The organism is Polyangiaceae bacterium, assembly GCA_015075635.1.
Lineage (GTDB): Bacteria > Myxococcota_A > Polyangia > Polyangiales > Polyangiaceae > JADJKB01.
The window spans coordinates 2,372,194-2,386,189 of record JABTUA010000002.1 but is presented as its reverse complement, the minus strand read 5'-3'; the positions used below and the strand labels follow the sequence as shown (position 1 = coordinate 2,386,189).

Here is a 13,996-nt window from a genome sequence, read left to right as displayed (position 1 = left end):
GCCTCACTTGGGGGGTTCGATGGGGGCGCAGGTGCTGACACCCGCGCCGACGATGGCGAAGGACTCGGACTTCTGTTTGAGGGTGCTGCCGGCCTTGGGGTCGTACTGGAAGACGTCCGTCGAGGTGCCGGGGCCGACGAACAACCAGAAGCTGCCGCCCCAGAACGCGAAGGCGAAGTTCGAGCCGCCCGGGGCCGACTGAACCGGCGCCTGCGGGGCCGCCGAGATGATCTTGGCGTTCGACTTGTCGATCTGCGCGACCTTGTAGGGCGCGCCCTCGAAGGCGCCGAAGAGCTTGCCATCGCCGGTCCCGGTGAGCTCTGCCCGGGCGTTCAACAGGTCGTACATGCCGATGGGTGTCAGCACCAGGGACTGCGTGTCGATGCTGGCGAGGCCCGTGGTGCCGCCGGCGAAGTCCGACTGGCTGACGAACAGGGTATCCTTGGTGCTGCCAGCGCCCTCGGTGGAGAAGCCCATGCCGAAGGTGACGAAGCCGTGCTGCCCGGGCGTGAACGACGTGGGCGTACAGCCCGCAGTCTTGGTGTCCACCTTGAACAGACTGCCATTCGTGTAGACCACCCAGGCGTTGGCGTTGCGATCGACGGCCATCGAGAACGGCGTGTCGAGGACGCCGGCGGGGCAGTTGAGCGTGCCGATGGGGGTGAAGGTGAGCGCGGGTGGATCGAACTTGTAGAGCTTGGCGGCCGAGTCGAGCACGTACACGTACTGCGACTCCGCGGAGCAACCGGTGTTGGTGCCGCCGCCGTTGCCCCCGGTGATCAGCACGCCGCCGGAGCCGCCGCCGGCGCCAGAGCCACCGGCGCCGCCGAAGCTGATGCCACCGGTCGCGCCGGTACCCGTACCGCCCATACCTCCGCCGCTGCCGCTCGCGCTCGAGCAACCGACGGCCGCGAGCACACCGATCCCAGCCAGAACCCGCTTCACGCCTGGGAGAATAGCTCAGCCCGCGGGGTCGAGCACCACCGGCGGTAGGCCGTCCGCGGCGATGGCCACGACCCCGGCTCTCGGCTCGGGAACGTAGAGCGTTCCGGCCGGATCGTCGCTGGTCGGGACGAAGTAGCCATCCACCTCGGCGACGCTCTGGCCGGCGCCGTCGAGCAACGCCACGCGGCGCTTCTGGCCGCTGGGTGTGCGTGTGAACGTGATGCTATTGCCCCAGGAGAGCGTGCCGTTCGGATCGACCAGGAGCTTGCGGTACTTCTCCGGCGAGCCTGGGGTGACGTAGTAGTTGGCGTTCACCCACTTGATGCGTTTGAACAGCTTCCCGTAGTTGACGTCGCTGATCCACTGCGGATCGCAGTAGCTCATCACGTCGCGGAAGCCGCTCGGCTCCTTGAGCTTCTGGCTGACCAGGCTGTAGCCCCAGGCGCCGATGGTGGCGCCGGAGTAGGGGAACGCCTCGCCGGAAACGCCGCAGGGCGCGTGGGGCCGGCCCATGGTGTGCCCGACCTCGTGGGCCATGATGAAGCCGTTGGTGTCGGCGTCCTTGAAGCCCAGCCCGACCGCGCAGCGCGAGTACTCGTCGCTGGCGTCGGGCACGTAGCCGAGGCCCGCGATGCCGCCGCCGTAGGAGCCCCAGCTCGCGGCTGGCGCCATGATGCCGAAGTAGTAGACCTTCGAGTCGACCTTGTCGGCCTGCCGCAGATCGCACAGCGTGTCGAGCCAGGTGGACCAGCCGGAGCCGGCGCTCACGTACTTGTTGTAGTCCACGGCGTCGCGCAGCGAGACCTCGACCTTCGTGGTCGGGTACATGGCGAACAGGATGTCGTGATAGCGCTGCATCTGCTCCGTCGAGGTGTCGGGCAGGCGGCTCGAACCGTCGGCTTTGTAGCGGAAGGGCACGAATTTGACGCGCATGACGCCGGACGAGTCGGCGCCGACGTTCATCCCGGTCTGCGCCGGCCACTTCACCGTGGACTGGGTCGCGCCGACGCTCGCGCCGGAGGGCTCGTGCAGCGACGCGGTGAGCTTCAGATCCGTGGTCACCTGCTCGGGTGGGATCAGGAAGTTGAACGTGCTGCCCAGGTTCGAGTCCGTGGACGCCGCGCTCACGTCCAGGCTGACGGTCTGGGACTTCACGTTGGGATCGGTGGACGTGAGCTCGAGCTTGGCGGTCAGCTTGCGGTTGGTGAAGCCCGTGACCGGTGCGACGAACACGCGCACCAGCGCCGGGCGCCCCGCGACCACCGGTGCGTTCTTCTGCGTGACCTCCTGGCCGTTCTTCATCAGGCCGATCTTCACCGCCTGGTAAAGCGCGATCTCCTGGATCTTCACGTTGCCGGCATAGTCGCCGACCGGACCGAAGGAGCCGCCGCCGAAGCCGCCGTTGCCGCCCCATCCGCCGCCGCCGGTGGTGCCGCCGGAGCCCGTGCTGCCTCCGCTCGGCGCGCCGCCGCCGCTCGAGCCGCCGCCGCTCGAGCCGCCGCCGCTCGAGCCACCGCCGCTCGAGGCGCCGCCGCTCGAGCCGCCACCCGGTGAGCCGCCACCGCTGGGCGCGCCGCCGCTGCTCGAAGCTCCGCCCGCGGGAGCGCCGCCATTGCCGGAGCCGCCGCCGCCGCTCGGACCGCCGCCCTCCGGTGCGCCGCCGTTGCCGCCGCTCGGGCTGCCGCCGGTGCCCCAGCCGCCGCCACCGACGCCGCTCGAGGCGCTGCAGTCGCACTTGGTGTACGCCATCCCGTCGGCGGTGCAGCTCTGGGCGCCGAGTTGTCCGCCGGGACAGGCGCAAGCGACCTGCATGCCGGGCGCGCAGACCTTCTCCTCTTCGCCCAGAGAGTTGGCGGAGCAACCCAGGGCCAGCAGCATCCAGAGAGCGTTGGGGCGGAACATGCTTCCTCCGAGCTACGAGCACTCGACCGCGCAGGCCTGGGCCGCGCAGCCACCGAGGGACATGGCGGCGGGGACCGCCTTGAAGTTGATCATGTAGACGCCGCAGCCGAACAGCAGGCAGCCGTAGTCACTGAGCGAGCAACCGCTCGCCTCCGCGCATTGCACCAGCTCGATGCAGCCGGAGGTCTGCGTGCACCCCGACAGCTCGTTCGGGCAGCTCTGCGCGACGCAGCTCGGGCAGTCGAGAGCGCCGCCACCGCTCGAGCCGCCGCCGCCCGAGTAGCCGCCGCTCCCCCCCGAGCCGGAGTAGCCGCCGCCGCCGCCGGAGCTCGGGGCGCCGCCCGAGCTGGCGCCGCCCGTGCCGCTCGGGGCGCCGCCGCCGCCACTCGAGCTGCCGGCGCAGGACTTCAGGCAGGCCTTGGCGTCGCCGCCCTGACACACGCAGGAGTCGAAGCACGAGGTGCAGCCGTCACAGTCGGGCTCGCTGCTGCAACCCTCGACGGCACCCTGGCAGCCGCTACAGGCGCCGAATCCGGAGCCGTCGGCAGCGCATTCCTGCACGCCGAGCTCGCCGCTGGGGCAGGTGCAGGAGATCTGCTGGTTCGGGATACAGGGGTCGTCCTTCGCTTCCTCGGGGCTACCGCCACACGCAGCAGCGCTGCCGGCGAGCGAGAGCAGCAGGGCTTCCAACAGTGTGCGTGGAGACATCGCCCCACATAGACACCGCTCGTGGGCGGGTTTGCATCAGAACCCACAGCCTCGACTTCTGCAGTCTCGGCATGAGCAGATCGCGACCTGCCACTGACGACAAAGCCCACGAGAATACCGGCGAACGCGCTTCGCGATACCCGGCGGGGTGGGCCGGCGCACGCCCGCCGCCAGGTCGGAATTCTCGCCGGGCGCTTCCTGATCGGGACTCGCCGAGATCCCCGAAGAGGGCAGGAGGCGGCAGCAAACGCGGGGCAGTCCTTCTAGAACCCCATCGTGTTCTTGGTCCAGGTCTCGCCGTAGGTCTTCTTCACCCAGGCGCGGAGGGCCGCCGCATCGGAGCTGGTCTGCAGCTTGAGGTAGTAGGCGTCCATCTTGTCCCACTTGAACTCGGTCATGACCTTGGTCTGCTGGTAGAGCGCCATGGCCCGCTCGCTGTTCCACTTGAGGAACTCCCGGAACTGCGCGTACCCGGTGAAGTAGGTCGGGTCCTTCGCCTCCGCCGCCATCCCGACCGCCATGGCGTAGACCGTGAACTCCAGCGAGCCGGAGGAGTCGCGCCAGCCGGAGCTCCACTTGCCCTCCTTGACCAGGTTGACGCCCGCCTCGGTGCCGTTGGTGTAGGCGACCCACTCGTCGAAGAGGTAGAGCGGAGTGTCGTTCCAGTCGCTGGAGCCCTGCAAGTACAGGTTGTAACGGCTGTCGCGCAGGCTCTGCGGCACGTAGGGATTGGCGTCGCTCTTGAGCATCTTGGGCTCGACCACCAGCGCGAACTTGTTGCCGCCCACGTAGAAGGCGTTGGCCTTCTTGCCGGTGTCGTTCAGGTAGTTGCGCAGGTGTGAGTTGATCCCGTGCGTGGTCTCGTGGACGTAGGTGACCTTGTCGCTGTCGTAGTAGGTGTTGCCGTAAGACAGCGGCAGGTGACGGATCACGTCCGTCATGTAGCTGCTCCAACCGGCGTTCGAGCTCTGGTGCTGCTCCGGGAATGTCTTCCAGACTACGGCGCCGGCGGGGAAGCCGCCGCTGCCGCCGCTGCCGGTGGCGCCGCCGCTGCCACTCGTGCCACCGCTGCCGGCGGTGCCGCCGCCGCCGGGCGTGCCGCCGCCGGGCGCGCCGCCGCCGCCGGACGAACCGCCGCCGCCGGACGAGCCGCCGCTGCCAGCCGGCGTGCAGGTGCCGCAGCCGAACGAGTCCACCTCGTCGACGCAGATCTGATCCCACTCGGTCTTGCAGCAGTAGTCGTCCTGCGCGCAGACGCAGGACTCGATGCTCGAGTCGCCGCAGCCTGGGCTCGTGCCCGGCGTGCAGCAGGTGCCGCCACCGCTCGCACCGCCGCCGCCGCTCGCACCGCCGCCGGCGCTTCCCCCGCCGCTGCCGGGAGCACCTCCGGTATTGCTGCTGCCGCCGGCCGAGGCGCCGCCGGCCGGTGAGCCTCCGCCTCCCGCCGTCGAGCCGCCGCTGCCGGTCGAGCCGCAGGCGTGCAAACAGGTCTGGGCGTCGTTGGTCTCGCAGACGCAGCGCTCGTAGCAGCTCTTGCACGCGTCGCAGGTCGGCGCCGCGCACACGCCGCTGCCCGAGCCCCCGCTGCTTCCCGAGCCACCCGGAACGGAACCCTCGCCCTGGCTGCCGACGCTGCAGCCGGAGAGCGCCGCGACCAACCACACCAGCCAGAGATTTCGCTTCATGGGACTCCTCCGCTCAGAAACGCACCGCGACGGTCTGGCGCGCGCCCGGTTCGACCTCCACCGCGCGTGCCTGCCGAGCTCCTTCCGGATGCACGAACACCACCATGTGGGAGCCCGGCTTCACGGGAACGTTGAGCCTGGGCGTCCGACCGAGCGGCTGCCCGTCGAGCACCACGGCCGACGCCGGGATGGAGTTGAAGCTGAGGAACGAGGTGCCTGCCGGAACCAGGGGGACGCGGGGCGGCGGCGGCGGGGCTGGAGCTGGAGGCTCGAGCGATGCTGGCGGGAGCGGATCGGGCTCGGGCGCCGGGGCCGCTGCCGGTGCTGACGTGATCGGTGCCGGCGGCTCGCTCTCCCGCGCCAGCTCGACGTGCAGGAGCGACGGCTCGCGCGCGGCGACGCGGACCACGCGCGGGCTCGTGGTCACGTGGTCGGCGGCGGTGACGGTCACGAAGTGCAGCCCGCTCGGCAGCCCCGGCACCAGACACGGTGAGCTCTCGCAGCGCCGCACGCCGTCCACGAATACCTGAGGCGTGTGGACGGCGCCGCCACCCGGGCCGGCCACCGTGATCAGGAGCGCGTCGTTGCTCGAGGCTGGAGCAGCGGGAGAGGCTGGAGTCAGCGCCAGATACGCGCTCAGGAACACCACCAATCCGAGCACGGCACCAGCAGCGGCCGCGGGCAGCGTGAAGCCGACGCGCCACGGGCGCCTGGCCTCGCGCTCCACGGCGCCGGAAACCGGCATCACGCTGGTGCGTTCATCCGTGTCTTCGACGGTCCGCTCGGGCTCTCCGAGGGCCCACTCGAGCGTCGCGGGCGCGCGGGGCAGATCCCGTGGGAGCGATGGCGGTGGCGGAAACGACTCCTTGGGCTTCGCCGGAAGCGGGGCGATGGGCGGTAGCGAGCGCGGCTTCCTGGCCTTGGCACGCGGTCTCACACTGCTCGCCTTCTTCGGCAGCACGGGCAGCGGAGGCAGCGGAGCGCTGGGCGGGGGCAGGAGCGTCACCGGCTCGGCCGGTTTCGCCGGCGCCGGCGGGGGCAGCAGCGTCACCAGCTCGGTCGGTCTTGCCAGCACGGAGCGCTCGGCGCGGGGGACCGTCGGCGCGTCCTCCACCACGCTGAAGTCCGGCAGCATTCGCACCGTGGGATCGGTCGGACAGTCGGCGTAGGGCTGGAGCGCGATGACCGACGGGTCCAGCGGTACCAGCGCGGACTCCGACAGCTCGGCGATGGAATCCAGATTGGGGCGGGGCTCGGGGATGTCGGGTGTCGTGTCCGTCATGGCTCACCTCTGGCGTCGCAGCGCCAGAGCGCTGACAAGGGAGAGCGCGAGCAGCGCCAGAGGCGCCGGCGGCGGCGCGTTGCGCCCAGCTCGGCAGGCGCAGCCCGCGGTCACCTCGCTGTTGTCGCGCGGCGCGGCTTCGTTCGGCGGCGCACTCGGTGGGCTCGTGCCGGGGCCCGAGCTCGGACCGTAGGGCGCGCAAGCCACAGCGCAGCCCTCGGCATCCCCGGTCGCGCAAGTGCAGTGGTCGGCGCAGGACGCGCACGCGCTGCAGTCGGGCGCGCTCGAGCAGCCCGGCTGCCCAACGCTCGCCCCGCCGCCGCCAGAGCTGCCTCCACCCGCGTTCCCGCCGGACCCTTCGCCGCCGTAGCCGCCGGGATCACCGCCGCTCGAGCCGGCGCCGAAGCCGCCGCTGCCCTCGCCGCCGTTGCCGGCGCCGCCGTTGCCGGCGCCGCCGCTCGGTCCTCCGCCGCCGACGTTGCCGCTTCCGCCCGCCGAGGAGCCGCCGCTGCCACCGCCGCCGCTCGGTGGTGCGCCGCCGCTACCGCCGCCACCGGTGGGGCCTCCGCCGAAGGGCGCGCCGCAGGTCGCGCTGGGACCGGACAGATCCGTCGTCGCGCAGCCTTGAGCCCAGGCGCCGCCGCCCAGGTTCGGCGATTTGGGGAACCCGCTGCACGCCGCGGTCGGCGCCCACTGCCCCTGCTGATGGCACGGCGTGAGGTCGATCCCCGAGGTCTGCTCCAGCCAGTCGATGGCGGTGTGCATCATCGAGTAGTAGCCACCACCCCCGCAGTACTCCCCGTAGGAGGTGATGCCGAACACCCGCCACGTACCGTCACCGAGCTGGATGTAGACCGGACCCCCAGAGTCGCCGTAGCAGGTGTCCTTGCCCGCGCCTCCGATGAACGCCTCCCCGTTCTTGATGGAGTTCAGCTTCATCGTGACTTCGCGCTTCGGGCCCCATCCCAGGCCGTCGTTCGCTTGCCCGAACCCGACCGCCACGACCTCTGCGCCGGCGACCAGGCTCTGGGTCTCGCAGCCCATCAAGATCGGAACGATGGGCACCTGGGTCACCGGCTTCGACAGCTTGCAGAAGGCGACGTCGCGACCCGATTGGCCGTAGTACTTCGGGTCCGACTTGCAGCTGGTGGTGCTGACCGAGAACGCGGGGGAGTTCTCGTTGTCGCCGAAGGTGACCTTGCTCGGTCCGCCCCCGCCCTCCATGCAGTGGGCCGCGAAGATCACCAGCTCCGGGTGGACCAGCGTGCCCGTGCAGCCGCCGAGGGCCACCGTCGTCGGCCAGCCGCAGGGCTTGACCTTGCTACCGCCGTAGATGGCCTGGGCGTCCGCGGCGATCGCCCGGGACGCGCCGAGGCCCAGCGCCAGGGCGAGCCAGAGGGCCGTGGAGATGCGGTGCGTGGACATGGCTGGGCCCACCCCCAAGACACCGGCCCCGACCGGCCTTGCAGCCAAAATGCCAAGCTTGGCCTTCGTCGCTTTCGCGCGAGCAGATCTCGGCCTGCCACTGAGGCCAAGACCCACGAGAATTCCGGCGAGGCCGGCGCGCCCCCGCCGACGTGCGGGAGTAGTCGCCTGGCGTTTCTTGATCGGGTCTCGACAGGAACCCCGAGCAAAGCAGCGCGCAGCAGCAATTTGCGGAGCACTTGCGGGGCGAAGCCCGGGTCAGAACCTGGTGTCGAGCGGGTTGCCCGCCGGCCGGCCTCGGCGTCGGGGTGGCGGTCCGGCGTCGGCGCTGGCAGCGGGCAGGACCTGCGGGCGGCGATCGTCCAGCGCCTCGGATTCGAGGCTTTGTCGCGTGGGGGCTGTGGCGGGCGCCGCCGAGGGGCTGGCCTCGACCGCGTCGTCCAGCGAGGTCACCAGGAACGCGGCGGCCACGCCGACCGAGACCAGCAAGGCGGCGGCGGCCCCGATGGCTCGGCGTCGCGTCGAGACCTGACGGCGGAAGGACGCCGTGTCGGTCACGTCCGGGCTCGGCCCCGTGCTGACCCGGATCGGCGCCGGCGGAATGGGCGTCAGGCGGGGCGGGGGCGGCGGCGCCGAGATGCGCGGGACGCTGGCCTCGGCGACGCCGCGGATCTTGTCGACGGCGACGCCGCCGGCGTCCGCGGCGAAAGGCGCCAGGAGCTCCGCCAACGAGCGCACGCTGAAGGGCCGCGCGTCCGCGTGCTTCTCCAGGCAGCGCAGGATGATGGCCTCGAGCGCCGCGGGCAGCTCCGGTCTGAGCTCCCGCGGCGGGCGCGGCTCGTCGCTGACGATGGCAGCGCACAAGGCCGGCAGATTCTCGGCGAGGAACGGCGGCACGCCGGTCAGGGCCTCGTACAGGATCACGCCCAGCGCCCAGATGTCCGTGCGGGCATCGACGCTCTTGGAGCTTCGCACCTGCTCGGGCGACATGTGCGTGGGCGTGCCCAGCACGTCGGCGGTTCCGGTGAGTCGGAGCCGAGCGGCCTGCTCGAGCCAGTCGGACTTGGAGACCCCGAAGTCGAGCACCTTGATCAGGCCGGAGGTCCCGGGCTCGCCCAGCACCATCAGGTTCTCCGGCTTGAGATCCCGGTGCACGATGCCCATGGCGTGGCACTCGGCCACCGCCACGCACGCTTGAAGCACGTAGTGCAGCGCCTCTGCCACCGGCAGCGCGCCTCGCTTCTTGAGCAGGCGTCCCAGGGTCACACCCTCGAGCTGCTCCATCACGATGAACGGCACGCCCTCGTCGCTCTGCCCGACCTCGAGCACGCGCACGACGTGCTCGCTCGCGACCGCGGACGCCGCCCGGCCCTCGCGTAGGAATCGCTCAACCGCGGCGCGGCTCTTGGTCGCGCGTGGGGGCATCAGCTTGATCGCGACACGCCGGCCGGTGCCCTGCTCGGTCGCGGTCATCACGGCGGCCATGCCCCCGCGCCCGAGCAGGCCTTCCACCTGGTACTTGCCCGCGATGATCGCGCCGGTCGTCGGGATCCACTCGCGATCCCTGCCGACGCTGCGCTGGTCGCGCAGGGCGCGGTGCTCGAGCGCGGCACGCTCGACAGCGTCGGCCAGCGCCACCGCCGAGGGGAAGCCGTCGGGGCGCTCGAGAGCGCTCTCCAAGATCGCGATCACGGCCGGGGCGCCGCCGCCGCAGCGCTCGAGCAACGTGAGACCGAGCCGGGCCGCGGTCTGCGTGTCGTCGAGGACGAGCTCCGCGTCGGTGAGCGCCCGACCCTGGAGCGCGTTCGCCAGACCGAAGTCGGCGACGTGGACGTGTCCGGCGAGATCGACCAGCACGTTCTCGGTGCGCAGATGCCCGTGCGGCGCGCCGGCGCGGTGCGCGGCAGCGAGCGCGCCGAGCAGCTGAGTCACCACGTCCTGCGCCAGCTCTGGACCGATGCCGCGGGCTCTCAAGAGCGCTGCCAGATCGTCGCTCGCCACCAGGTCCTCCACCCAGAGCAGCGTGCCGTCCTCTTCGTGGCACTCCCGCGGGCGGACGACGTTGGGGCTCTCGATGGCGCGGGCCCGGGTGAGCGCCGCCCGGAGGCGTTGCCCCACGCCCGGCTGCGTGGCCCAGTCTCCTCGGATCCACTTCAGCCCGACCAGCTCGTCGTGGGCGCGGTCGCGAGCCACGTAGGCGGCGTAGAGCGAGCTGTCCCCCATCTCGCGCAAGGGCACGTATCTGCTCGCCAGATCCGCGGGCAGCGTGACGCCCAGGCGCTGCGCGGGGACCGTCGGCGTCTCGTCGTCGCGGGGGTTCTCCTCCTCGTGGGCCAGCGCCGCCAGCACCCGCCGGCAGTCTTCACAGCCGTCCAGGTGCCGATCCGCGCTCGCGCGGGCCTCCGGAGCCGCCGAGCCATCCGCGAGCGCGCACAGCTCGTCTTCGCCGAGACACGCCCCATCCGGTTCTGGCGCCATCGCTCATACCTCGACAGTGCCGGCGGGCTCGGTTTGCAGGAGGCGCGCGATGCTCAGGTGCAGATCGCTCCGCACCAGGCGCATCACGCTGGCGCACTCGGAAGGACGCAGCGCGTGGCGCTCGAGCAGCTCGGACTGGGCTTCCTCGAGCAGGCGCGTACGGACCTTGGTCAGCCACCGCGAGATGGTCGAGGCATCCACTGCGTGGAGCTTGCCGAGCTCGGCCAGCGAGAGCTGGTCGATCACGTAGAGCCTGAGCAGGTTGCGCTGCTCGCTGGTGAGCCGCCGAAACGCGCCAGCGACGGCTTGGGCCAGCGTGTCGGCGTACTGCGCCTTCATCACTTGCAGCTCGGGATCCGCGGAGTCTTCCGCGATGCGTGTCGCCAGGAGGTCGTCGTCGCGCGGCACGTGGCGCTTCTCGGAGCGCTGCGTGTTCAGCGCCGTGCGCACCACGACCACGCGGATGAAGCCTCCGAGCGCGCCTTTGCCGGAGTACTGCGCGAGCTTGGGCGGCGTTCCGGAGAGGAGCTTCTCCCGGGCGAGCTGCAAGGCTTCGTCTCGGGACTCTGGGCTCTGACCGAAGCGGCCGAGCGCTCGGGCGGAGTCGGAGATGAAGCGCCGGTCCAGCTCTGCGACCGCGGCCTTGGAGCCGGCGAGGCAAGCGCAGCACAGGTAGAGCTCTTCGATCCTGAGCTCCCCGAGCGCCAGCGACGGAGCGACGTCGCCCGGAACGCGCTCGCCCAGGAAGCGCGCGAACGTCAGCTCGTCGACGCGCACACCGGGCCACGCGCGCCCGCCGCGTTCGGCCGCGTCCCGCAGCGTGAGCTCGAGCTCCGCCGAGTCGGCCACGGTGCCGGCCGGGGCAGCTTCTCGAAAGGCGGAGCAGAGGGGGCGCGTCACGCCCTGCCATTTTCCGTGCTCGGCGACCGGCCTGCAAGCCGAACTCCTGAGCGCACGCGCGCTCGAGCCGGCCAAGACCCGAATCAGCGATCGGTTCGGGTCAGACGCACGAGCAGGAGCTGCCCCCCGTCGCGCTCGAGAACACCGAGCCGCTCCGCCAGCGCTCGGCGCTCTGCTCCGACCACCAGCCAGTCGGCTCGACTCTCCTCGAGCCGGGCTCGGAGCGCTGCCGGGCTGGAAGAGATGTCCAGTCGGGGCTTGCGTGGGTCGCGGTCGTCCACCGGCTCCGAGCGCGACGGAGCGGCGAAGCCCGCCATCACCGCGTAGAAGCCGAAGTCCTCGCTGTCGATCAGCAGTCGCCCGGAGGGCGCCGCGGCTCGGGCGGCGACCCGTCCCATGGCGAGCTCCGCGCTGCGGTCGATGAAGGCGTCACGCTGGCCGTACCAAGGCCGCACGACGCCGGCCATCGGCGCCGTGATCAGCCCGGGCAGCGCGACCAGCGCCGCCCGAGCGGGCCCCCGGGCGCGCCACCAAGCCTCCGCGAGCGCGTCACCGCCGAGCGCCGCGAGGCCGAGCCACAGCGCCAGCAGGGCACGCTCGCCGTGGTGCGTCGGCGCGCCGTCGCGGAGATCTCCGACCACGAGAAAGGCGAGCACCGCGGCGAGCGCGAGGAGCACGCGCGCGTGGCGCACGAGCACCGAGCGCACGCCGAGCACGAGCGCGGCCGCGACTGCGACGAGCGCGAAGGCGAACAGCTCCGGCTCGCAGCGCGCCAGCATCGACGGAAACCCTAGGAGCGCTTGCCAAACGTCCGAGCTCCCGGCGCCGACGGCGCGGCGGTACTCGCTCACGCGCTTGACGAAGAACAGGGCGCTGCCATGTCGGAAGGCGCCGTTCACGAGCCAGGCGACCGGGCCCGCGAGCCCGAGGAGCGCCGGACCGAGGCGGGCAGCGGTCCGGTCGCGCCAGGCGTCGCGCAGGCAGAAGAGCGCGAACACTGCGGCGACGGGCCAGGCCTCGTAGCGACAGAGGCAAGCCGCCGAGAGCGCGACGGCACCAGCCAGCCGCGCTCTGCCGCCCCGAGCGAGGCTCGCCATGCCGAGCAGGCAGAGCGCGGCGCTGGGCAGCTCCGGGACGGCGGCCACCCCCAACCAGGCGGAGTACGGGAACACGCTGGCGACGAGCGCGCCGAGCAGCGCGCCCGGGCGGCCGGCGCCGAGCCAGCGGAGCGCGACCCAGACCGCGAGCGCCGACCCGAGACCGAGCGCGAAGGCCAGCACCTGCGCGGTCTCGACGCTCGGCCCGAGGAGCAGCATGGCGCTGCCGTTCAGCCAGAACGGGAAGGGGAGCCAGCTCGTGCCGCTGGGGTCGAGGCTCGGGCTCTCCGCGAAGCGTTGTGCGATGACGACGCGCGCGTAGTCGTCGTCCGAGAGCGCGCGAAAGCCGCCGGCCAAGACCAGCGACGAGACCAGGGCCTTGGCGGCGACGACGACGGCGGCGTCTCGAAACGACGATCGGCGATCTGATCGTGCCAAGACTGCTCGAGTCGGGTCTAGTTCACTTCGAGCTCGCCGGCGCCGGGGGCGTCTCCACCTGGGTGGTCGGCGGGCCCTTCTTCTCTTGGGGCGCGCTGCGCTTCGCCAGCGAGTCGTCCGACGACGTCGAGAGGTAGGCCAGCGTGAGGCTGGTCACGAAGAAGATGCTGGCGGTGACCCAGCTGATCTTCGTCAGGATGTTGCCGGCTCCGCGGCCACCGAACACCTGCTGCGCCGCCGCGCCGGTGAAGGCGCCCATGCCGCCGCTCTTTCCTGGCTGCAGGAGCACGACGATCATGAGGAAGATGCACGCGAGGATGTGCACGACGGTGATTGGGGTCTTCAGAATTTCGGCCATGGCTCAGACTCTCGACGGGCACGCCTCTACGATTTTCGCGAACGAGCCCGCATCGAGCGAGGCCCCGCCGACGAGCGCGCCGTCGACGTCCGGGCAGGAGAGCAGCCCCGAGGCATTGTCGGGCTTCACGCTCCCACCGTACAGAATGTGAGTGCTGCGACCGAGGGTCGCGTCCTTCTGGGTCAGGCGCTGGCGCAGCGCGTGGTGCACCTCCTGCGCTTGCTCCGGGCCGGCGACCTTCCCGGTCCCGATGGCCCAGACCGGCTCGTAGGCGATGGTGCCGAATCCGGGCCGCTCGGCGAGCACGCTCGAGAAAGCGTCGAGCTGACGGTGGACCACGTCCAGCGTCTTGCCCGCGTCACGCTCCGCCAGCGTCTCGCCGATGCAGACGATGGGCCGAAGACCAGCGGCCATGGCGGCGGCGGTCTTCTCGCGTACGCCTTCGTCCGTCTCGCCGAAGAACTGCCTGCGCTCGCTGTGCCCGATGATGACCCACTTGCAGCCAGCATCGAGCAGCATCGGTGCGCTCACCTCGCCGGTGAAGGCACCCTCCGGCTTCGGGTACAGGTTCTGCCCGGCGACCTCCACGCGGCTGCCCGAGACGGCGCGCACGACCTCCGCCAGCACGGTGAAGGGCGGGGCGAGCACCAAGCTGACTCCGGCCAGATCGCCGCACGCGGTGACGATGGCGCGCGCGAGCTCGGGCCCGGCGCTGCCGCCTTTGTACATCTTCCAGTTGCCAGCGATGATCGGTGTGCGGTTCATTTTCGCCTTCGGG

11 protein-coding genes are annotated in these 13,996 nt (G+C 71.4%); all 11 read right to left on the bottom strand.

The genetic code is table 11. The annotated features are described in order from the left end of the window. Window positions 1-3: 3 nt before the first annotated feature. Complete coding sequence (locus HS104_26820) at window positions 4-945, bottom strand: hypothetical protein (protein ID MBE7483579.1); 942 nt, start codon at window positions 943-945, stop codon at window positions 4-6. A 15-nt stretch (window positions 946-960) separates the two neighbouring features. Next, window positions 961-2,847, bottom strand: coding sequence for a hypothetical protein (locus HS104_26815; GenBank protein MBE7483578.1), 1,887 nt, complete (start codon window positions 2,845-2,847; stop codon window positions 961-963). A gap of 12 nt (window positions 2,848-2,859) precedes the next feature. Beyond that, window positions 2,860-3,555 carry a hypothetical protein gene (locus HS104_26810; GenBank protein ID MBE7483577.1) on the bottom strand — a complete coding sequence of 232 codons (696 nt, stop codon included), beginning with the start codon at window positions 3,553-3,555 and terminating at the stop codon, window positions 2,860-2,862. Between the two features lie 263 nt (window positions 3,556-3,818). Beyond that, window positions 3,819-5,240: a hypothetical protein gene (locus tag HS104_26805; GenBank protein MBE7483576.1), complete on the bottom strand. Its 1,422-nt coding sequence runs from the start codon at window positions 5,238-5,240 to the stop codon at window positions 3,819-3,821. Between the two features lie 13 nt (window positions 5,241-5,253). Continuing rightward, window positions 5,254-6,522 (bottom strand): hypothetical protein, encoded by a 1,269-nt coding sequence (locus tag HS104_26800; GenBank protein ID MBE7483575.1) that lies wholly within the window; start codon window positions 6,520-6,522, stop codon window positions 5,254-5,256. A gap of 3 nt (window positions 6,523-6,525) precedes the next feature. Next, window positions 6,526-7,947, bottom strand: coding sequence for a trypsin-like serine protease (locus tag HS104_26795; protein MBE7483574.1), 1,422 nt, complete (start codon window positions 7,945-7,947; stop codon window positions 6,526-6,528). 258 nt (window positions 7,948-8,205) lie between these two features. Beyond that, on the bottom strand, window positions 8,206-10,425 hold the full coding sequence (locus tag HS104_26790) for a protein kinase (protein MBE7483573.1): 2,220 nt from the start codon (window positions 10,423-10,425) through the stop codon (window positions 8,206-8,208). Between the two features lie 3 nt (window positions 10,426-10,428). Then, window positions 10,429-11,325 carry a sigma-70 family RNA polymerase sigma factor gene (locus HS104_26785; protein MBE7483572.1) on the bottom strand — a complete coding sequence of 299 codons (897 nt, stop codon included), beginning with the start codon at window positions 11,323-11,325 and terminating at the stop codon, window positions 10,429-10,431. An 83-nt stretch (window positions 11,326-11,408) separates the two neighbouring features. Next, entirely contained in the window at window positions 11,409-12,860 is a 1,452-nt protein-coding gene (locus HS104_26780; protein ID MBE7483571.1) for a hypothetical protein, read from the bottom strand. A 22-nt stretch (window positions 12,861-12,882) separates the two neighbouring features. Next, window positions 12,883-13,218: a preprotein translocase subunit SecG gene (secG, locus tag HS104_26775; protein ID MBE7483570.1), complete on the bottom strand. Its 336-nt coding sequence runs from the start codon at window positions 13,216-13,218 to the stop codon at window positions 12,883-12,885. A gap of 3 nt (window positions 13,219-13,221) precedes the next feature. Then, window positions 13,222-13,983, bottom strand: a complete 762-nt coding sequence (locus tag HS104_26770; protein MBE7483569.1) for a triose-phosphate isomerase — start codon at window positions 13,981-13,983, stop codon at window positions 13,222-13,224. Between the last annotated feature and the right edge of the window lie 13 nt (window positions 13,984-13,996).